Annotated in this window: 17 protein-coding genes; 6 read left to right on the top strand and 11 right to left on the bottom strand. The window is 44.4% G+C overall.

Going from position 1 to position 22,453, the window contains the following annotated elements:
• The 4 genes from GKR71_RS07120 to dcuC all read left to right on the top strand — a co-directional run bounded on the left by GKR71_RS07120 (nucleotide 1) and on the right by dcuC (nucleotide 5,082).
• A complete protein-coding gene (locus GKR71_RS07120) occupies nucleotides 1-771 on the top strand; it encodes a thiazole synthase (protein WP_036953610.1) in 771 nt (256 codons plus the stop codon).
• On the top strand, nucleotides 768-1,889 hold the full coding sequence (gene thiH, locus GKR71_RS07115; protein ID WP_036953614.1) for a 2-iminoacetate synthase ThiH: 1,122 nt from the start codon (nucleotides 768-770) through the stop codon (nucleotides 1,887-1,889). Before GKR71_RS07120 ends, thiH begins: the two co-directional genes overlap by 4 nt.
• Nucleotides 1,890-2,458: 569 nt before the next feature.
• On the top strand, nucleotides 2,459-3,712 hold the full coding sequence (gene pepT / locus GKR71_RS07110) for a peptidase T (RefSeq protein WP_036953623.1): 1,254 nt from the start codon (nucleotides 2,459-2,461) through the stop codon (nucleotides 3,710-3,712).
• Complete coding sequence (gene dcuC / locus GKR71_RS07105) at nucleotides 3,709-5,082, top strand: C4-dicarboxylate transporter DcuC (RefSeq protein WP_036953630.1); 1,374 nt, start codon at nucleotides 3,709-3,711, stop codon at nucleotides 5,080-5,082. Before pepT ends, dcuC begins: the two co-directional genes overlap by 4 nt.
• Nucleotides 5,083-5,163: 81 nt before the next feature.
• Here dcuC and GKR71_RS07100 read toward each other — a convergent pair whose 3' ends face one another.
• Together GKR71_RS07100 and GKR71_RS07095 are read right to left on the bottom strand one after the other, a co-directional pair.
• The gene (locus GKR71_RS07100) at nucleotides 5,164-5,619 is read right to left on the bottom strand and encodes a hypothetical protein (RefSeq protein WP_154634086.1); all 456 of its coding nucleotides are present in this window, start codon (nucleotides 5,617-5,619) and stop codon (nucleotides 5,164-5,166) included.
• Between the two features lie 172 nt (nucleotides 5,620-5,791).
• A complete protein-coding gene (locus GKR71_RS07095) occupies nucleotides 5,792-6,772 on the bottom strand; it encodes a VWA domain-containing protein (RefSeq protein ID WP_414153957.1) in 981 nt (326 codons plus the stop codon).
• Nucleotides 6,773-7,283: 511 nt separating this feature from the next.
• On the opposite strand from GKR71_RS07095, the gene GKR71_RS07090 reads away from it, so the two are divergent.
• Both GKR71_RS07090 and GKR71_RS07085 read left to right on the top strand, forming a co-directional pair.
• Nucleotides 7,284-8,006: a class I SAM-dependent methyltransferase gene (locus GKR71_RS07090; RefSeq protein WP_154634085.1), complete on the top strand. Its 723-nt coding sequence runs from the start codon at nucleotides 7,284-7,286 to the stop codon at nucleotides 8,004-8,006.
• Nucleotides 8,007-8,084: 78 nt separating this feature from the next.
• Nucleotides 8,085-8,594 carry a pyridoxamine 5'-phosphate oxidase family protein gene (locus GKR71_RS07085; protein ID WP_108479685.1) on the top strand — a complete coding sequence of 170 codons (510 nt, stop codon included), beginning with the start codon at nucleotides 8,085-8,087 and terminating at the stop codon, nucleotides 8,592-8,594.
• 74 nt (nucleotides 8,595-8,668) lie between these two features.
• Here the strand turns inward: GKR71_RS07085 and rpoC are convergent, their stop codons facing one another.
• The 9 genes from rpoC to tuf all read right to left on the bottom strand — a co-directional run.
• The gene (rpoC, locus tag GKR71_RS07080; protein ID WP_036953634.1) at nucleotides 8,669-12,892 is read right to left on the bottom strand and encodes a DNA-directed RNA polymerase subunit beta'; all 4,224 of its coding nucleotides are present in this window, start codon (nucleotides 12,890-12,892) and stop codon (nucleotides 8,669-8,671) included.
• Between the two features lie 109 nt (nucleotides 12,893-13,001).
• The gene (gene rpoB, locus GKR71_RS07075) at nucleotides 13,002-17,030 is read right to left on the bottom strand and encodes a DNA-directed RNA polymerase subunit beta (protein ID WP_154609798.1); all 4,029 of its coding nucleotides are present in this window, start codon (nucleotides 17,028-17,030) and stop codon (nucleotides 13,002-13,004) included.
• Nucleotides 17,031-17,387: 357 nt separating this feature from the next.
• On the bottom strand, nucleotides 17,388-17,753 hold the full coding sequence (rplL, locus tag GKR71_RS07070; RefSeq protein WP_006657047.1) for a 50S ribosomal protein L7/L12: 366 nt from the start codon (nucleotides 17,751-17,753) through the stop codon (nucleotides 17,388-17,390).
• A gap of 60 nt (nucleotides 17,754-17,813) precedes the next feature.
• Nucleotides 17,814-18,311 (bottom strand): 50S ribosomal protein L10, encoded by a 498-nt coding sequence (rplJ, locus tag GKR71_RS07065; RefSeq protein WP_006657046.1) that lies wholly within the window; start codon nucleotides 18,309-18,311, stop codon nucleotides 17,814-17,816.
• 335 nt (nucleotides 18,312-18,646) lie between these two features.
• Complete coding sequence (gene rplA / locus GKR71_RS07060; RefSeq protein ID WP_006657045.1) at nucleotides 18,647-19,348, bottom strand: 50S ribosomal protein L1; 702 nt, start codon at nucleotides 19,346-19,348, stop codon at nucleotides 18,647-18,649.
• A 4-nt stretch (nucleotides 19,349-19,352) separates the two neighbouring features.
• A complete protein-coding gene (gene rplK, locus GKR71_RS07055) occupies nucleotides 19,353-19,781 on the bottom strand; it encodes a 50S ribosomal protein L11 (protein WP_006657044.1) in 429 nt (142 codons plus the stop codon).
• A gap of 167 nt (nucleotides 19,782-19,948) precedes the next feature.
• Complete coding sequence (gene nusG, locus GKR71_RS07050) at nucleotides 19,949-20,494, bottom strand: transcription termination/antitermination protein NusG (protein WP_006657043.1); 546 nt, start codon at nucleotides 20,492-20,494, stop codon at nucleotides 19,949-19,951.
• A complete protein-coding gene (gene secE, locus GKR71_RS07045; RefSeq protein WP_006657042.1) occupies nucleotides 20,495-20,881 on the bottom strand; it encodes a preprotein translocase subunit SecE in 387 nt (128 codons plus the stop codon). It abuts the gene before it with no gap.
• A gap of 388 nt (nucleotides 20,882-21,269) precedes the next feature.
• The coding region (gene tuf, locus GKR71_RS07040) for an elongation factor Tu (protein WP_036950356.1) at nucleotides 21,270-22,453 on the bottom strand (1,184 nt) is incomplete at its 5' end.

Raw genomic sequence — 22,453 nt, 5'->3', positions numbered from 1 at the left:
ATGTTAAAAATTGCTGATGTCACTTTTCAGTCACGTTTATTTACCGGAACAGGCAAGTTTGCCAATCCAACATTAATGCAGCAAGCCATCCAAGCATCGGGCAGCCAGCTGGTGACCATGGCGATGAAACGCGTTAATTTACGTGGGCAAGATGATGGTATTTTACAGCCACTTCAAGAGTTAGGAGTTAAATTGCTTCCCAATACTTCCGGCGCCAAGAATGCCCAAGAAGCGATTTTTGCTGCGCGTCTCGCTCGTGAAGCCCTCGGCACTCATTGGGTAAAACTCGAAATCCATCCCGATGTCCGTTACTTATTGCCAGACCCTATCGAAACGTTACTCGCAGCAGAGCAACTGGTTAAAGAAGGATTTGTGGTGTTGCCTTATTGCAGCGCGGATCCCGTGCTATGTAAGCGACTGGAAGAAGTGGGCTGCGCTGCCGTGATGCCTCTGGGCGCGCCGATTGGTACCAATAAAGGCTTAGTGACTAAGGAGATGCTGCAAATCATCATCGAACAGGCTAATGTACCAGTAGTGGTGGATGCAGGAATTGGCGCACCTAGCCATGCCGCCGAAGCTATTGAGATGGGCGCCGATGCGGTGCTAGTCAATACCGCCATTGCCGTGGCTAAACAGCCCATATTAATGGCACAAGCCTTTAAAATGGCGGTCGAAGCTGCACAACTCGCTCGCCAAAGTGGACTTGCGGCACCCAAACAGAGAGCGGAGGCATCTAGTCCTCTGACTCAATTTTTGGAGGCGCTGCAATGATTGAAAGCTTTCGGGAGCGTTGGGAACAGTTAGATTGGGACAACCTCACATTACAGATCAATAGCAAAACCGCCTCGGATGTAGAGCAAGCGTTGCAGAGTGATACATTGACTCTCGATGATTTTATGGCGTTGCTTTCCCCTGCGGCGCGGCATTACATCGAGCCGATGGCACAAAAGGCGCAGCGCCTAACGCGTCAACGCTTCGGCCATACCGTTGGATTTTATGTTCCTTTGTACCTTTCCAACTTATGTGCCAATGACTGTACCTATTGCGGGTTTTCGATGAGCAACCGCATTAAGCGCAAAACCCTCGACGATGCCGAAATTGTCCGTGAATGCGAAACCATCCGCCAAATCGGTTTTGACAGTTTGCTCTTGGTAACAGGTGAACATCAAACCAAAGTCGGAATGGACTATTTTCGGCGCCATATCCCGGTGATCCGCTCCTATTTCAGTTCCCTTATGATGGAGGTTCAGCCCTTATCAACCGAAGAGTATCGCGAGCTGAAAACCTTAGGATTAGATGGTGTGATGGTATACCAAGAAACCTACCATGAGCCGACTTATCAACTTCATCATTTAAAAGGCAAAAAACAGGATTTTCATTGGCGATTAGCAACGCCAGAGCGCCTTGGTCAAGCGGGTGTTGATAAAATTGGATTGGGGGCATTAATCGGGCTTTCCAGTAGCTGGCGAACGGATTGTTACATGGTGGCAGAGCATCTTCTGTATATGCAGCAACACTATTGGCAAAGCCGCTATTCTATTTCATTTCCACGCTTGCGCCCTTGCGCGGGAGGAATCGAACCCGCCTCGCTGATGGGGGATGCTGAGCTGGTTCAGTTAATCTGTGCATTTCGCTTGCTTGCCCCAACGGTAGAATTGTCGCTATCCACCCGAGAATCCCCTTATTTTCGGGATCATGTGGTACCACTGGCGATTAACAGCGTCAGTGCTGGCTCTAAAACCCAACCAGGAGGCTATGCGGATTCGAAAACCGAGTTAGAGCAGTTCTCGCCCCACGATAACCGCAGTGCAGCACAAGTCGCACATGCCTTAGTACAAGCCGGTCTACAACCTGTTTGGAAAGATTGGGATGGCTACTTAGGACGTTAATGGCTCCATTTTTAATGGGAAATATTGAAGAGAATATTTCCCATTAAATGGAACTAAGAATATACGACGTTTAATTTTTAAATAATAATATTAATCTGATCACAAAAACTAAAAGAATACGTCATCAATCAGTCCGAATTAAAATATTAATAATATTTAAAAAATATTTTAATAGTTTTTTAAACTACGATGAAATTATGATAATAGTATAACTGAATTTTAAATTGTTATTATCTTCGTTAAATAACAATTTAAGTTAGGAAAGATGAATATCTAGTATTAAATATAACCAGCGGTAGGCAACCAAAAATATCTCATTTATATCAATTAGATAAATAAATCTCCCACCAGGTATTTTGTGATGCACATTCTAATTTAATAATTAAATATTGCCACTTCTATTCTTCTTTTTTAATCACTCTGTGTCTTTAGTCAAAAAAATAACTGGTCAGATATTTATTTTGGCATTATTCATGATAAAAGAATATTGCAACGAAGTATGTTTATCTTCATTGCAATAATGAAAGTATAAAAATAATGCATCACGATGATGCTGGAGAATGAGAATAATGAATATTGTTGACCGTTTTATTTCTTATACAAAAATTAACACCACCACGAATAGGGAAAAAGGCGCCGCAGGCATCATGCCATCCTCTGAAGGCCAGCGCGTTCTTGCCAAACAGCTAGTTCAAGAGTTAGAAGGCTTAGGCTTACAGGATATCAAACTGCGTGATACAGCTATCGTTACCGCAACACTGCCTTCCAACCTGGATTATAAAGTGCCAACGGTGGCATTCTTTGGTCACTTAGATACGAGCGCAGAGCAGACTAACGACACCAAAGCACAAATTTTGCCTTATAACGGCGAAGATATTTGCATGAATAAAGAACTCAATATTTACCTGCGTAAAAGTGAGTTCCCAGAATTAGAAAATTACCTTGGTGATGACATCATTGTCACCGACGGTACCAGCCTATTAGGTGCCGATGATAAAGCTGCTATCGCCTCGATTATGGATATGTTGCAGTACTTTAAACAAAACCCAGACATCAAACACGGGGATATCAAAGTGGGCTTCGTTCCTGATGAAGAACAAGGTCTACGCGGCGCGAAAGTGTTTGATGTAAAAGAGTTTGGTGCAGATTTTGCCTACACCCTAGACTGCTGTGGTATTGGCGAGCTGGTGTATGAAAACTGGAATGCGGGGGATGTTGAAATCGTCTTTACAGGTAAGTCAGCTCACCCAATGTCCGCTAAAGGCAAACTGGTGAATTCCCTGCTAATGGCGCAGAAATTTATCGCAATGCTGCCCGGTGGCGAAGCGCCTGAATATACTGAAAACCGTGAAGGTTATTACTGGGTTAAGCAGATGTCAGGTAACAGCGCTCGCACTGTTCTGAAAATGGATGTGCGTGACTTTACCGAAGAGGGCTACCGCGCTCGTATGGCATTCCTGAAAAAATTGGCGGGTCATTGTGAAGACCTGTGGGGACCAGAAAGCGTAACCTGTACCTTAGCTGACCGTTACTCAAACGTGTACAACAGCTTACAAGGTGAAAACCGTTATCCAATCGATATTGCTCACGCAGCTTATGAAGCTTGCGGGATCACGCCAAAAGTTATCCCTATGCGTGGAGGCTATGATGGTGCAGCACTTTCACAGAATGGTCTTCCTTGCCCGAACATTTTCACTGGCGCTCATAACTTCCACTCGATTTATGAATATCTACCAGTGAAATCTCTGTATGCCGCCAGTGATGTTTTAAAACAAGTGGTACAAATTACAGCAGAACGTTTCAAGCCAGGAGCTAAAGCATGATCCCAATTCTAACGGTTCTAATTATCGTTGTTTTGGTTGCACGCTTTATTCTGAAGGGATACAAAGCTGAACCGGTGCTGTTAATTGCCGGTTTAGTGTTGATGATTTTCACCCTAGCCTTAGGCTGGGGTCCTATCCTACCGAAAAGCGTCGCAACCACGGGCATTACTTGGCTCGATCCGTTTGAAGTAATGCGTGACCTATTTAGTAGCCGTGCTGCTGATCTTGGTTTGATGATCATGGCACTAATGGGTTTTGCTCACTATATGGATCACATCGGTGCCAACGAAGCGGTAGTACGCGTAGCAACTAAACCACTGAAAAATATGCGTTCGCCTTATGTACTACTATTTTTCTCATTCTTGTTAGCGAGTATCTTGCAGTTAGCGATTCCGTCAGCGACAGGCTTAGCTGTACTGTTAATGGGGACCATGTTCCCAATTATGATTGGTTTGGGACTCTCCCCTGCATCTGCCGCTGGGGTTATCGCAACATCCCTTGGGGTTGCTTATACACCAACCGCGATTGATGCTATCCGTGGTGCGAAAGCCGTTGATATGTCAGTCGTTGAATATGTACTTTACTACCAAGGGCCTGCGGCATTAGCCACGGTGCTGGTGGTCGGTATTACCCATATTTTCTGGCAACGTCATTGTGACCGTAAACAAGGTTTCGTCCCTGAAATTGGTAAAGCGGTGCAGTCCCATGACAAAGAAGCAACAGCCAAATCGGTGCCCGGCTACTATGCCATTTTACCGATGCTACCAATCATTATGGCAGTCGGCTCTTCCAACCTGTTTTTTGAGGGAATTCACCTCGACGTTGTGACCATCGTACTGATTGCTATGGCGATTTGTATGGTACTAGAAACCGTGCGAGTACGTAACTTCAAGCAAGTGTGTAATGGTTTCCAAACCTTCTTAAATGGGATGGGGCATGCGTTTAGTAACGTAGTCGGACTGTTAGTTGCTGCGGGTGTGTTTGCTCACGGGATCAAAGTCAGTGGTGCCATCGACCAATTAATCCTTGGCGCAGAATCCGTCGGTTTACCACCATTTGCGATGGCGATTGTGTTTGCATTAGTCACGTTAGCCGCCGCTATTATTATGGGTTCTGGTAACGCACCATTCTTAGCATTCGTGGAGTTAATCCCACAAATTGCACACAGTATGGGGGTTAACCCGATTGCGATGATCCTACCAATGCAGCAAGCTTCGCATATGGGGCGTGGTATGTCTCCGGTTTCGGGGGTGATAATCGCCGTATCCAGTGGTGCCAAACTTCAACCATTCGATGTGGTGAAACGAACCGCCATACCGTTGATGGTCGGGTTTGTCGCGCACTGTGCAATTATTGGAATTTTCTATTAAATCGTACTCTGGGATATATCCATAGAGTTTAATCTGCACACCACAAATAAGACCCCAATGGAATCCATTGAGGGTCTTATTCTATTGAAGAACAATAATCTGTTTCCACTCATTTATTATCTTGTCGGACAGCAATATTGTGTGATTACCGTGATTGGTGGTCAATCCTGAAATTGATAGTCTTAATTGCAATCTATTCGATGTCTGGATAAGGTGAAGGGTGCTAATCGGGAGCTGTGCATGCAGAATAATGCTATCTCCGCTGTAATAACAGTGACAAGGTAATCCCTCTTCTTCCCCATCATCTATTTTGAGAAAAGTGTCTGAGTGGACATCACCACAGCCATACTCTGCATCATAATCTAGCCATAAAATATCTTCTGAGCTGGAACGACTAGCATGGCTATATATTTCAATTTCATATTCAGGTTTATCTGTTCCGATTCGATAAAACATAATAGATGTTTCATCATTTAGCCGTGAGCTACTGACGAGTAGGATTTGTCCATCATGCTTTTCTTCGGTGATAGGCGCCAAAATATTATCCTTTGCTACGCTGTGGTTAACGTTGTAAGTGGCATATTAGCAAGGTACTTTATTCATTTTTTATCATAGATACCAGCAAGTAATCCCGATTTATAAAGGCTTTCTCACAAATATTCGTTTGACTCTCATAGTATTAGGCCTGCAATTGCAGGCCTGTTTGTTATTATTTTTGACACTGGCAAGCTGAATGATGATGCGAGTGGTGACCATGATGACTTTCGTTACCACAGCAAGCATCTATCGCCTTATTGATAATTTCAGCTAGCGTATTCACTGTTCCTAAGATAGTCGGCAGTTGGTCACAGACATTCGCACAGTCCGAACGCTCTGGATTTGGGATAGTCGGCGGGATCAGGCTGTCACAAAGAATTTCTTGCAAGACTAAAGCAAAATTGGCGATGCCCGTGGTGTAGATATAAGAACGTCCACCTGTTTGCTCAGCTAAACGGGCATATTCTTGTGTTACTCTGTCTCTATCAGCTAGGCTTGGGAAACGGTCAAGATTGGTTGGCGCATCATCCGGTGTCCCTTGATAGGTGTACACTTTGACATGAGCATGTTGAGCAATTTCAATCGCTTCATTGTTTTTGGCTATTGCCGCACTGGTAAGTCGACCACCACCGCCCTCCATGCCTTCATCACCTAAGACAAAAATGGCTCGTCTAGCACCATCACGCCAGTCAAAGTATCGACTTACATCAATGACGGCTCGGCAGAGATCTTCTTTGTTCCCCGCATGGTCAATACCATCCGCTTCTTTAAATGGAGGACGTGCTTGTAGGCTACTTTCGTTAACTCCTTTTAAGATTAAATAATCACTCACCGATTGATCGAATTTAGTTCCCGTCCAAACACCTTGTATCCCCAAGAATGTGGCGCGTAAATGTGATGGACAATTTGCTGCTGCTTTTTCAATAGCAGCGTCAATTTGTTGGCTAAGATCCGCAGATTCATCAGACATGGAACCGCTGGTATCAATCACCACGACCAAATCTAAGGCAATATCCCCCGTTCCTGTAACCAGCTGTGAAGTTTGGTTAACCATAATACTTGGTGCCCCAAACGTAGTCATATTTTGCATCATGCTGTTAGACGTTATTTTATTATCATTTTCAATGTCATTACTTTCTGTATTTTTACCCATATTTATATTCCTGTTAATTTCATAGTATTTAATTTATTGGATTTTCATATTCGAATAATATATTTATATAATACTTTTATAACGTATTTAATCACCCCTTAATTGATTCAATCGAGGGCGGTATTATTAATTTATTCGTATTTGCATTGACATAATAATAAATGTCAATGCGTTAACACTTATTAAAGTATCCAATTAAAAATCAATATATTAACAAATAAAATTAATTAAATATTTTTATTGTTCATGTTTTACCAAGCAAGATAAGAAGACAATACATTGATTTAAAATAAAACAATAAATTCTCCATAGGAGCGTTTCAATTATTATTACCCCCTAATAAATGAGGTAATATTCATCGCGTTACTGTTCACCTATATTACTTCAAAATTTTAACTGACATACTTAATCACCATGAAAACAGTCAATTAAAAGCATCTCGTTATACAAAAATTATTCTAATAATGACGTAAATCATTTACTAACACCGAATTAGAACACTATCTAAAAAATGAAAAAATTTGATAATTTAGCCGAACTCTATAATGAAAGTTTGGAATGGCCATATCGAAAAGAACTCGAATTACCCACGATAAAAAATTGGTTAGGTGACACTCGTTCACTAGAAATACTGGATTATGGTTGTGGCGCAGGAGGGATTTCGCGTTGGTTAGCAAACCAAAGATGTCAGCAAGTTGTAGGGTATGATAGTTCAATTGGCATGATTAATAGCGCCCAAATGCATGAAATAAAAGAACCATTAAATATTGAGTATTTCAGTGAATTAGACGACCTCACTCATCACCAATTTGATATTGTGGTCGCTATCTATGTTCTTCCGTATGCAACCAATGAAACACATCTACTCTCACTACTTAAAAGCATGTACCGTACCTTAACCCCTCAAGGTAAGATTATTGCAATAACCCTATCTCCTGATTTTTCGGCCGACCCCGATTATTATCTTCCTTATGGTTTTCAATTAATTGAGTCGAAACCTCGGCATGATGGAAGCTGCGTCGATTTGATACTTTATACAGGGCAAAAGCGTTATACACTGACCGCCTACTATTATGCGATGCAAACATTAGAGAATACGTTTTTACATGCTGGGTTCATCCATGTCTCGACGCTTTGTCATTCAACTTCATCTTTAGAAAAAGACCCATCTCTGTTTCATTATATTCAGTGTCCTCATACTGTCATTATCACTGCAACAAAAACAATTCCTTAAATTAGTTCAAAACATGATACCCAATCACGAAAGTCCCTACAGTGGGCTTTCTTCTTATATACATACAATGGAGACCCCATGAGTTTAAAGCAGCGCAGTTTAATTCTTTTGCACGCCACCCGTTTTGTTACTTTTGCTACACTCAGCCCCGAAAATATTCCGTGGGCAACCACCGTCGAGCCGAAAATTCTGTTCAATCCTCTACGATTTCTTTGGTATTCCGCACATCAAAGCCAGCATTCCCAAAATATTCGCCATCACGCCCAAGTAAGTGGAACGCTGTTTAATTATCATTTACCTGAGTTTGATTCTGCCGGTTTTGACGGCGCTCAGTTCATAGGAACAGCACGGGAATTATCGGTTGATGAGTCTGCAGAAGCTTATAGGGAATTTCATCAACATTCACTTTTCGATGAAGCTCAAAATACGTTGCCCTCTATTGCCCTTGAGCAACTTCAAAAAGGCGGCCATTCACGCTTTTATGAACTTATTATTGATCAGTGGTGGTTGTTTGATATGGAACATTGGCTGGCTAATCAAGAAAGTCGCCGCATTCCTGTGCCGCTGAGCTACCTTAATGATGAATAGCTGGCAATGGGTAGGTAAAAAAAACCGGCATCTTTCGACACCGGTTTCTATTAAGCGATTTTGTAAATCAGAAATTAGTTCTGATTGTCGCTGGTGAAGCCTGCATTTAACAGTTCAGCTAAGTTCGCTGTTGCTTCATCTGCGCTAACTTGTGGAGCTTCCACAGCTTCGCTCAGATGACGACGACGGATACGATCCTGGTGGTACGCGAAACCGGTACCTGCTGGGATCAGACGTCCAACAATAACGTTCTCTTTCAGACCGCGCAGTTCATCACGCTTACCTGCTACCGCTGCTTCTGTCAGTACGCGAGTTGTTTCTTGGAACGATGCCGCTGAGATGAAGGATTCTGTTGCCAGAGATGCCTTAGTAATACCCAACAGATCACGTTCAAAGTTAGCTGGAATCTTACCTTCAGTTTCCAGTTTACGGTTAGAAACTTTAACTCGTGAGTACTCAACTTGCTCACCTTCGAGGAATTCAGAGCTTCCTGCATCCGCGATGGTGACTTTACGCAGCATCTGACGAACGATAACTTCGATGTGTTTATCGTTAATCTTAACGCCTTGTAAGCGGTAAACTTCCTGAACTTCGTTCGTGATGTAACGAGTCACAGCATGAACACCACGCAGACGCAGGATATCATGTGGAGACTCTGGACCATCAGAAACTACGTCACCGCGTTCAACGATTTCACCTTCGAATACGTTAAGCTGACGCCATTTAGGGATCATCTCTTCGTATGGTTCACTTCCATCTAATGGAGTGATAACCAGACGGCGTTTCCCTTTGGTTTCTTTACCAAACGAGATAATACCGCTGATTTCAGCCAGGATCGCAGGCTCTTTCGGACGACGAGCTTCGAACAGGTCAGCAACGCGTGGCAGACCACCCGTGATATCTTTAGTACCTACGGATTCTTGTGGAATACGCGCTAAAGTATCACCGACGTTGATTGCAATGCCATCATCTAACTGAACAATTGCGTTACCCGGTAAGAAATACTGAGCAGGCATGTCTGTGTTAGGGATCAGAACATCTTTACCGTTCGCATCGACTACACGCAGTGCAGGACGTAAGTCTTTACCAGCACTGGTACGCTCAGCGGTATCCATAACAACGATTGAAGATAAACCAGTTAACTCATCAGTTTGACGAGTCATTGACAGACCTTCAAGCATGTCGGAGAAGCTGATGATACCCGATACTTCACTGACAACTGGCATGGTGTGTGGATCCCAGTTTGCAACGGTTTCACCGCCGATCACTGCTGCACCATCACCCTTCGTTAAGTGCGCACCGTAAGGAACTTTATAGCTCTCTTTAGTACGACCGAATTCGTCGATCAGACGCAGTTCTGTATTACGAGAAGTAATTACCAGCTTGCCTTCTGAGTTAGTAACATATTTCGCGTTGAACAGTTTCAACGTACCTGTGTTACGAACTTGGATGCTTGATTCTGCTGCCGCACGAGATGCCGCACCACCGATGTGGAACGTACGCATCGTCAGCTGTGTACCCGGCTCACCGATTGACTGTGCCGCGATAACACCGATAGCTTCACCTTTGTTGATGATATGACCACGAGCAAGGTCACGACCATAACAGTGAGCACACACACCGAAGTCAGTTTCACAACTTACTACGGAACGTACTTTCACGCTGTCAACAGAGTTAGCTTCTAACAGGTCACACAGTTTTTCGTGTAACAGTGTATTACGTGGAACCAGAATATCTGCAGTACCTGGGATCAGGATATCTTCTGCAGTTACACGTCCAAGTACACGTTCACGCAGTGGTTCTTTAACGTCGCCACCCTCGATAACCGGAGTCATCAGGATACCTTCGTGAGTACCACAGTCATCTTCAGTGACAACCAAGTCCTGAGCAACGTCAACTAAACGACGAGTCAGATAACCGGAGTTCGCAGTTTTCAATGCGGTATCCGCAAGACCTTTACGAGCACCGTGGGTAGAAATAAAGTACTGGAGAACGTTCAGACCTTCACGGAAGTTCGCCGTGATTGGCGTTTCGATGATTGAGCCATCTGGCTTAGCCATCAGACCACGCATACCGGCCAGCTGACGAATCTGCGCTGCAGAACCACGAGCACCGGAGTCGGCCATCATAAAGATACTGTTGAAAGAAACTTGTTGTTCTTCTTCACCGTCACGGTTAATGACTGCTTCAGTAGACAAGTTTTCCATCATCGCTTTAGCAACACGTTCGTTTGCCGCTGCCCAGATATCGATAACTTTGTTGTAACGTTCGCCTGCTGTAACCAGACCAGACTGGAACTGTTCCTGAATTTCTGCAACTTCTGCTTCTGCTTCGGCGATGATCCCAGCTTTTTTCTCTGGAATAACCATATCGTCGATACCAACCGATGCACCAGAACGTGCCGCATAGGCAAAACCGGTATACATGATTTGGTCAGCAAAAATAACCGTTGGTTTCAGACCCAGTACGCGGTAACAGGTGTTCAGCATTTTGGAGATAGCTTTCTTACCTAACGCTTGGTTAACCAGCGAGTAAGGCAGACCTTTCGGTACGATCATCCATAAAATTGCACGGCCAACAGTGGTATCAACTAAACCAGTGTTAATCGTAATGTTACCTTCGCTGTCTTTCACTTCTTCAGTGATACGAACTTTAACGCGGGCATGCAGTGAAGCATGGCCAGAACGGTAAACACGCTCAGCTTCTTTAGGACCGGCTAAAACCATGCCCTCGCCTTTCGCGTTTACGCAGTCGCGCGTCATGTAGTAGATACCTAATACAACGTCCTGAGAAGGAACGATGATAGGCTCACCACTTGCCGGAGACAGGATGTTGTTGGTTGACATCATCAACGCACGCGCTTCTAACTGAGCTTCCAGAGTCAGAGGAACGTGTACCGCCATTTGGTCACCATCGAAGTCGGCGTTATATGCCGCACAAACGAGTGGGTGCAATTGGATAGCTTTACCTTCGATCAGAATTGGTTCGAACGCTTGGATACCCAGACGGTGAAGTGTTGGTGCACGGTTCAGCATCACTGGGTGTTCGCGGATAACTTCATCCAAGATATCCCAAACAACCGCTTCTTCGCGCTCAACCATTTTCTTCGCAGCTTTAATGGTTGTTGCCAGACCACGTAATTCTAATTTGCCGTAGATAAATGGTTTGAATAACTCAAGTGCCATTTTCTTAGGCAGACCGCACTGATGCAGACGCAGGTATGGACCTACGGTGATTACAGAACGACCTGAGTAGTCAACACGCTTACCAAGTAAGTTCTGACGGAAACGACCTTGTTTACCTTTGATCATATCTGCCAAAGATTTCAGAGGACGTTTGTTAGAACCAGTGATTGCGCGACCACGACGACCGTTATCTAACAGAGCATCAACCGCTTCTTGCAGCATACGTTTTTCGTTACGTACGATGATGTCTGGCGCAGCCAGATCCAGAAGACGTTTCAGACGGTTGTTACGGTTGATTACGCGACGATACAGATCGTTCAGATCCGATGTAGCGAAACGACCACCATCCAGTGGTACTAATGGACGCAGATCAGGTGGCAGAACTGGCAGAACGTTCAGGATCATCCACTCTGGTTTGTTACCAGATTGAATAAACGCTTCTAACAGTTTGATACGCTTAGTCAGCTTTTTACGCTTGGTTTCTGAGTTAGTTTCGTTTAACTCTTCACGCAGCGTTTCACACTCGTTCTCAAGATCGAGGTTTTTCAGCAGACCTTGGATTGCTTCCGCACCCATTTTCGCGTCAAATTCGTCACCGAACTCTTCCAACGCATCTAAGTATTGCTCTTCTGTCAGAATCTGTGCGCGCTCAAGGCTAGTCATTCCGCCTTCAACAACAACATAAGATTCAAAATACAGAACGCGTTCGATATCGCGCAGTGGCATATCGAGCAGCAAACCAATACGGGATGGCAGTGATTTTAAGAACCAAATATGCGCAGTTGGAGACGCGAGTTCAATATGACCCATACGCTCACGACGCACTTTAGTTTGTGTAACTTCAACGCCACACTTCTCACAAATCACACCACGGTGTTTTAAACGCTTGTACTTACCGCACAGGCATTCGTAGTCTTTTACTGGCCCGAAAATACGCGCACAGAAAAGACCGTCACGCTCAGGTTTGAACGTACGGTAGTTAATGGTTTCTGGCTTTTTAACTTCACCGAATGACCATGAACGGATCATGTCAGGTGATGCCAGAGCAATCTTGATCGCATCAAACTCTTCGGTCTTGGTTTGCGCTTTCAGAAACTTAATTAAGTCTTTCACAAAATGGCTCCTGTCGGAGTTAGACCTGTCAGGTGAGTGCTCGAAGCCACTCTCCCCAAATCCCAGTGCTTACACGGGCCGGAAGGCGAACCTTCCGGCACAGAACGAATTACTCGTCTTCCAGCTCGATGTTGATACCCAGTGAGCGAATTTCTTTCAGCAATACGTTGAAAGATTCCGGCATACCAGGTTCCATCTGATGGCTGCCATCGACGATGTTTTTATACATCTTCGTACGGCCGTTAACGTCATCCGATTTAACTGTAAGCATTTCTTGAAGAGTATAGGCTGCACCGTATGCTTCCAGTGCCCACACTTCCATCTCCCCGAAACGCTGACCACCGAACTGCGCTTTACCACCCAGCGGCTGCTGAGTAACCAAGCTGTAAGAACCAGTTGAACGGGCGTGCATCTTATCGTCAACCAAGTGGTTCAGTTTCAGCATGTACATGTAACCTACGGTTACTTGACGCTCAAATTTCTCGCCAGTACGACCGTCGAACAATGTAATCTGACCTGAAGTTGGCAGACCGCCCAGTTTCAGCAGTTCTTTAATTTCTTTCTCTTTTGCACCATCAAACACTGGTGTTGCAATTGGCATACCTTTTCTCAGGTTCTCTGCCAAACGCATAACTTCTTCATCAGAGAAAGTATTTAAGTCAACTTTCTGACGCGGATCATCACCTAAATCGTAAGCTTTCTGGATGAATTCACGCAGTTTGGCAACTTCTTGCTGCTGTTTAAGCATAGCATTGATTTTTTCACCAATACCTTTAGCAGCCATACCTAAGTGAGTTTCCAGAATCTGACCGATGTTCATACGTGATGGTACGCCCAGCGGGTTCAGAACGATGTCAACTGGGTTACCGTTTTCATCGTAAGGCATGTCTTCAACTGGGTTGATTTTTGAGATAACACCTTTGTTACCATGGCGACCCGCCATTTTATCACCCGGTTGAATCTGACGTTTAACTGCCAGATAAACCTTAACAATTTTCAGTACGCCCGGTGCAAGGTCATCACCTTGAGTGATCTTGCGACGTTTTGCTTCCAGTTTCTTAGCGAACTCAGATTTCAGTTCGTCGTACTGTTCAGCTAATTGCTCTAACTGGTTTTGTTTCTCTTCATCAGCTAATGCTAATTCTAACCAACGGTCACGAGGCAGTTTGTCCAGTTTATCAGCTTCAATACCACCGCTGATCAGTACAGAACGGATACGAGAGAACAGTGCGGATTCAAAAATACGCAGCTCTTCTGTTAAGTCTTTCTTCGCATCACGTAACTGAGTTTCTTCGATTTCCAGAGCACGTTTGTCTTTCTCTACGCCATCACGGGTAAATACTTGTACGTCGATAACCGTACCTGATACACCGTTAGGAATACGTAAAGAAGAGTCTTTAACGTCTGAAGCTTTTTCACCGAAGATAGCACGCAGCAGTTTTTCTTCTGGCGTTAATTGGGTTTCACCTTTAGGAGTGACTTTACCAACCAGAATGTCTCCGCCTTTCACTTCTGCACCGATATAAACGATACCGGATTCATCAAGTTTAGACAGTGCTGCTTCACCAACGTTTGGAATATCCGCAGTGATCTCTTCAGGCCCTAATTTGGTGTCACGAGACACACAAGAGAGTTCCTGAATGTGAATAGTTGTGAAACGGTCTTCTTGAACAACACGCTCAGAAACTAAGATGGAGTCTTCGAAGTTATAACCATTCCATGGCATGAATGCCACGCGCATGTTTTGACCCAGTGCTAATTCGCCGAGGTCTGTTGAAGGACCATCCGCTAACACATCACCACGTTCAACTGGTTCACCTAAAGATACGCAAGGCATCTGGTTAATACAGGTGTTCTGGTTAGAACGAGTATATTTAGTCAGGTTATAGATATCGATTCCAGCTTCGCCCGGATACATCTCATCTTCGTTAACTTTGATAACGATACGAGAAGCATCAACGTATTGAACTAAACCACCACGTCTTGCAACAGCAGTAACACCGGAGTCAACCGCTACTGCACGTTCCATACCTGTACCAACTAATGGTTTGTCAGCACGTAAAGTAGGAACCGCTTGACGTTGCATGTTCGCACCCATCAATGCACGGTTGGCGTCATCGTGTTCAAGGAATGGGATCAGTGACGCACCAACAGAAACAACCTGTTGAGTCGAAACGTCCATATATTCAACTTGTTCACGGCTGAATAAGCTTGACTCGCCTTTGTTACGGCAAGTAACTAATTCTTCGATGAAACGGCCATCGTCGCTTAATACGGTGTTAGCCTGAGCAATGATGAAGTTACCTTCTTCGATTGCAGACAAGTAATGGATTTCATCAGTTACGATGCCATCACGGACTAAACGGTATGGAGTTTCTAAGAAACCGTACTCATTGGTCTGTGCATAAACAGATAATGAGTTGATCAGACCGATGTTCGGACCTTCAGGGGTTTCGATTGGACAAACACGACCATAGTGAGTTGGGTGTACGTCACGTACTTCGAAGCCTGCGCGTTCACGAGTCAGACCACCTGGGCCTAATGCAGAGATACGACGTTTATGCGTAATTTCAGACAGTGGGTTGTTCTGGTCCATAAATTGAGACAGCTGGCTGGAACCAAAGAACTCTTTAACTGCTGCTGAAATTGGCTTAGCGTTGATCATATCCTGTGGCATTAATGCATCGAGGTCACCCAGAGAAAGACGCTCTTTCACTGCACGCTCAACACGAACCAGACCTACACGGAATTGGTTCTCAGCCATTTCGCCAACGGAACGAATACGACGGTTACCTAAGTGGTCAATATCATCGACTTCGCCTTTACCGTTACGGATATCGATGAGTTTACGCATAACATCAATGATGTCTTCTTCACTCAGGATACCAGAACCTTCGATTTCATCGCGGTTCAGTGAACGGTTGAACTTCATACGACCTACAGCAGACAAGTCGTAACGGTCTTCAGAGAAGAACAAGTTATCGAACAGGTTTTCTGCAGCTTCGCGTGTTGGCGGCTCACCAGGGCGCATCATACGGTAGATTTCTACCAGTGCACTTAAGCGATCGTTCGTTGGGTCGACGCGAACGGTTTCAGAGATATAAGCACCGTGGTCTAAGTCGTTGGTGAACAATGTTTCGATTGTTTTGTGACCAGACTGGCTCAGACGTGCCAACATATCTAATGACAGTTCCATGTTCGCTGCACAAATCAGCTCACCGGTGCTCTCATCGATGTAATCTCTTGCAACAACTTTACCTGCGATGTATTCAACAGGAACTTCGATGTTGCTAACTTCTTCTTTTTCTAACTGACGAATATGACGAGCAGTGATACGACGGCCTTTTTCAACATACACTTTGCCGTTTGCTTCGATATCGAAAGAAGCAGTTTCACCACGCAGACGCTCAGGAACCAGCGTCATCATCAGTTTGTTATCGCGGATTTGGAATACAGTTTTGTCGAAGAACAGATTTAAGATTTCTTCGGTGTTGTAATCCATTGCACGCAGAATAATGGTCGCAGGTAATTTACGGCGACGGTCAATACGTACAAACAGGTTATCTTTCGGATCGAATTCGAAATCAAGCCATGAACCACGGTAAGGAATAATACGTGCGTTATACAGCACTTTACCTGAAGAGTGAGTTTTACCTTTATCGCTATCGAAGAATACACCAGGACTACGGTGTAACTGAGAAACGATAACACGCTCAGTACCGTTGATAACAAAAGTTCCGTTTTCAGTCATGAGTGGAATTTCACCCATGTAGACTTCTTGTTCTTTGATGTCTTTAACGGTGCCTTCTGGAGCTTCTCGCTCATACACGATCAGGCGCAGTTTTACACGCAGTGGTGCAGAATAGGTCACGCCGCGAATTTGACATTCTTTAACGTCAAAAACAGGCTCACCTAAACGATAGCTGACATATTGCAGCTCAGCATTACCGCTGTAGCTCTGAATTGGGAATACGGAACGGAAAGCAGCTTCCAGACCATTCTGGCCATCAGGATCTTGCTCGATAAACTTCTGGAACGAGTCAAGTTGGATGGAAAGGAGATAAGGTATATCCAAAACTTGTGGACGTTTACCAAAATCCTTACGAATACGTTTTTTCTCGGTATAGGAGTAAACCATAGGTTTCCTCAGCTCGTTGATCAGTGACCCAAATCGTTCGCCTTTGGATTAAGGGCAGAACAGGAACGCGTTTTTTGAAGAAATGGAAAATGAATACTTTCCTGAATACCCATTTCTATTACTCTTAAATCATTTCATTGCGTTGCAGTTGCTACCGAGCTACCCGAGCGGGTCGTAGCGCAGAACACAGTATATTAAGTCGTCAAATAGAAAGAAGTATTGGAGGGTTGTTTGTTAACATTAAAACTGCGTGAAAAGCTGTTAACACCCATCACGCTTTACAGCGCAAAAAGGCTGGTGATTAAAAAATCACCAGCCATCAGCCTAATTACTTAAGCTGCGTTCTTGAAATTGAACTTATTTAAGTTCAACAGAAGCGCCTGCTTCTTCAAGAGATTTTTTCAGAGTTTCAGCTTCGTCTTTGCTTGCAGCTTCTTTGATAACTGCTGGAGCTGATTCTACCATATCTTTAGCTTCTTTCAGGCCAAGACCGGTTGCGCCACGAACTGCTTTGATAACTGCAACTTTGTTCGCACCAACAGATGCCAGAACAACGTCGAATTCAGTTTTTTCTTCAGCAGCTTCAGCTGGACCCGCAGCAACAGCAACAGCTGCAGCAGCAGAAACGCCGAATTTTTCTTCCATCATAGTAATCAGTTCAACAACGTCCATTACAGACATTTCTGCAACTGCATCAAGGATTTGGTCTTTAGTGATAGACATAACAAGTGTTCCTAAAATTCAGAAATAGTTTATACGTTAAAAAGCAACGAAGGAAAGGGCTTATGCAGCTTCTTTCTGATCGCGCAGAGCAGCCAGAGTACGAACCAATTTGCCGGCAGCGGCTTCTTTCATGGTTGCCATCAGGCGTGCGATTGCTTCATCGTAAGTTGGGAGAGTTGCCAGACGATCGATATCTTTCGCTTGGATTAACTCACCTTCAAAGGCCGCAGCTTTAATCTCAAATGCTGGATTCGCTTTCGCGAACTCTTTGAACAGACGAGCGCCAGCGCCCGGATGTTCGTTAGAGAAAGCAATTAAGGTTGGACCAACAAACGCGTCTTTCAGTACATCATAAGCTGTACCTTCAACAGCACGGCGAATCAGTGTGTTACGAACAACACGGATATAAACGCCAGCTTCGCGACCTGCTTTACGCAGTTCAGTCATTTTTGCTACAGTTACGCCGCGTGAATCAGCAACAACTGCAGAAAGCGCGCCTTTGGCTACTTCGCTGACTTCAGCAACAATCGCTTGTTTGTCTTGAAGATTTAGTGCCATTAGCTTCTTGCTCCTGGATTAACCGGGAAAACCCGGGACTCACATCACTCAAACACAACATTATGTAAGAGCGCTAAAACACGGTGAGCAGAATAGAAATCCAGAATTAAATTCTAGGTATCTCTGTCACCGTCTACGCAGGTAAATTAAGTAGCTACTAGTAACTAATAAACTACACCTGCGGTCTTGGACGGGGTCTGGAAAGGCCAGACTCCATACCGAAATTTGTGGTTTGTTGAGCATATTTCTATACCCAACAAACTCGAGGCGTCAAATTTTATACAAATTTGACGCAAAGGTAAAGCCTAATTGCCGATTAGCAAATGCTAACGGAATTAAACTGCTGCTGACAGACCAGATTGGTCGATAGCAACACCTGCGCCCATGGTAGTGGACAGGCTGATTTTCTTGATGAAAACACCTTTAGCAGAAGCTGGTTTTGCTTTTTTCAGCGCGATCAGCAGTGCTTCTAAGTTTTCTTTCAGTTTGTCAGCGTCGAAATCAGCTTTACCGATAGTGGTATGGATGATTCCGTTTTTGTCGTTACGGTAACGAACCTGACCAGCTTTAGCGTTATTAACTGCTTCAGCAACGTTAGGAGTTACAGTACCAACTTTCGGGTTTGGCATCAGACCACGTGGGCCCAGAACTTGACCTAATTGGCCAACAACGCGCATTGCATCTGGAGAAGCAATAACAACGTCAAAGTTCATTTCACCAGCTTTGATTTTATCAGCCAGATCTTCCATACCAACCAGTTCAGCGCCAGCAGCTTTAGCAGCTTCAGCGTTTGCGCCTTGTGCGAACACAGCAACGCGAACTGAACGGCCAGTACCGTGTGGCAGTACAGTTGCACCGCGAACGTTCTGGTCAGATTTACGAGCATCGATACCAAGATTGATAGCTACGTCAACGCTTTCAACGAATTTAGCAGTCGCTAATTCTTTCAGCAGAGCAACGGCTTCATTGATGTCATACTGTTTAGTTACATCAACTTTCTCACGGATATTGCGCATGCGCTTAGTCAGTTTAGCCATTCTATTAGTCCTCCACTACCAGGCCCATGGAACGAGCAGTACCAGCGATTGAACGCATCATCGCGTCAACGTCAGCACCAGTCATATCCGCAGCTTTAGTTTCTGCGATTTCGCGAACCTGTGCAGAAGTCACTTTACCAACTTTGTCTTTGTTCGGCTTACCAGAACCAGACTTAACGCCAGCCGCTTTTTTCAGCAGAACTGCTGCCGGTGGAGTTTTAGTTACGAAAGTGAATGAACGGTCTGCATAAACAGTAATAACAACAGGAATTGGTAAACCTTTTTCCAGGCTGTCTGTTTTTGCGTTGAACGCTTTACAGAATTCCATGATGTTCACACCTTGCTGACCCAGTGCTGGACCAACCGGTGGACTTGGGTTTGCCATACCAGCTGCTACTTGCAGCTTAACGTAGGCTTGTACTTTCTTAGCCATGAATATTTCCTCAAATTGGGTAATAACGCCTTAATGGATTAAGGCTCCCCGTTACATTAACGCCCCGCAAAACACCGTTTGCACAGTATGATGCCAAGCATAAAAAACAAAAGGCGCGAAATTGTATGAAAATTTCGCGCCTTTTGCAAGTCTGCTATTCGGAATTGTTAGGCTTTTTCTACCTGTCCGAAGTCTAACTCAACTGGGGTTGCACGACCAAAAATAGAAACAGAGACTTTTAAGCGGCTCTTTTCATAGTCGATTTCTTCAACAACACCGTTGAAGTCAGCGAATGGGCCTTCACTAACACGAACCATTTCACCTGGTTCAAATAGCGTTTTAGGACGTGGCTTATCACCCACTTGTTGTAAGCGATTCATAATCGCATCAACTTCTTTATCACTAATTGGTGCTGGACGATCTGAAGTCCCACCGATAAAGCCCATTACACGCGGAACACTGCGCACTAAGTGCCAAGAGTCATCATTCATGACCATTTGAACTAATACGTAACCAGGGAAGAATTTGCGCTCACTTTTACGGCGCTGGCCGCTACGGATCTCAACAACTTCTTCAGTTGGAACCATAACATCGCCAAACAACTCTTCCATATTATGTAATTTGATATGTTCACGCAGAGACTGTGCTACGCGACCTTCAAAACCAGAGAATGCCTGAATGACATACCAGCGTTTTTTAGGTAAATCTGACATTTAGAATAACCTCAGGCTTGTAATAAATGAAACTAAACGCACTAGGATACCATCTAATCCCCACAGGATTAGTGACATTACAGCCGTTACAGCAGCAACAATCAAAGTCGTTTGTAATGCTTCCTGGCGAGTAGGCCAAATGACTTTCTTCACCTCGATGCGAGCTTCGCGCGCAAACGCCAGAGTTGCTTTACCTTTTGTGGTCCACAAAGCAACAGCACCAGCAATAGCTACTACAGCCACAACTGCAAAAGCACGCAGTGCGAGATTATATTGACGGAAGTAATAGTTGCCTACGATAGCAACTAATAATAAGGCACAGACAACTACCCATTTGAAGATGTCTGCACTGCGTCCACTTCCTTGAGCTTCGCTATTCGCACTCATAATTCAACCTGTTACCATGAAGTATGTATAAAGCTCGCTTGCCTTACCTTTGCAGTATGGCAATCAGAGCACACCAATAGAATATGCCAGCATACCCAGTAAATTTAATCACCACCCTATTTCGAAAATAAATTTCTTTTCGTGGCAGCGGTAAAATATACCATAACTTCTGAGCAAAACCTTAATAAATCTCATATAACTGCATCGGGCTTTCAATACAGTCAGTAAATCGTTGTTTCAGAGCCTATCTCACCAATAATTATGAAAACGATTGATGAGATAGGTTCTTAGGTTTAAACGCTAACATTTTAAAAACTTGAGTATAAAAAGGGCATCAGTCGATGCCCTTTTTACTAAAGTGGTTCTTTCTTATTCAGAAAGAGCGGTATTATGCAATGATTTTTGCAACAACACCCGCACCTACAGTACGACCACCTTCACGGATTGCGAAACGTAAACCATCATCCATCGCGATTGGGTGAATCAGAGTCACGATCATGTTGATGTTGTCGCCTGGCATTACCATCTCTACGCCTTCTGGCAGTTCGATAGTACCGGTTACGTCAGTTGTACGGAAGTAGAACTGTGGACGGTAGCCTTTGAAGAATGGAGTATGACGACCACCTTCATCTTTGCTCAGAATATAAACTTCTGATTCGAATTGAGTGTGTGGCTTGATTGAACCTGGTTTAGCCAGTACTTGACCACGTTGAATTTCTTCACGCTTAGTACCACGCAGCAGAACACCAACGTTCTCACCCGCACGACCTTCGTCCAGCAGTTTACGGAACATTTCAACGCCAGTACAAGTCGTCTTAGCCGTTGCTTGGATACCAACGATTTCAACTTCTTCACCAACTTTGATGATACCACGCTCAACACGGCCTGTTACTACTGTACCACGACCAGAGATTGAGAATACGTCTTCGATTGGCAGCAGGAATGGCTTGTCAATTGCACGCTCTGGTTCTGGGATGTAAGAATCCAGGTAGCCTGCTAATTCAACAATTTTCGCTTCCCACTCTGGGTTGCCTTCCAGCGCTTTCAGTGCTGAACCGCGAACAACTGGAGTGTCGTCGCCTGGGAAATCGTATTGAGACAGAAGTTCACGAACTTCCATTTCAACTAATTCTAACAGTTCTTCGTCGTCTACCATGTCACATTTGTTCAGGAAAACGATGATGTAAGGAACACCTACTTGGCGACCTAACAGGATGTGCTCACGAGTTTGTGGCATTGGGCCATCAGTCGCAGCAACAACCAGAATTGCACCGTCCATCTGCGCAGCACCAGTGATCATGTTTTTAACATAGTCGGCGTGACCTGGGCAGTCTACGTGTGCGTAGTGGCGAGTTGGAGTATCGTATTCTACGTGAGAAGTAGAAATGGTGATACCACGCGCTTTTTCTTCTGGTGCGTTATCGATTTGGTCGAATGCACGAGCGTTACCGCCGTAAGTTTTCGCCAGAACAGTAGTGATTGCTGCTGTCAGGGTAGTTTTACCATGGTCAACGTGGCCGATTGTACCAACGTTAACGTGCGGTTTTGAACGTTCAAATTTTTCTTTAGACA

Source organism: Providencia sp. wls1922, from assembly GCF_009706505.1.
In the GTDB taxonomy this organism is placed as follows: Bacteria; Pseudomonadota; Gammaproteobacteria; order Enterobacterales; family Enterobacteriaceae; genus Providencia; species Providencia lanzhouensis.
Note: the sequence above shows the minus strand (reverse complement) of the source record. Positions and strands in the feature narration are given on the sequence as shown.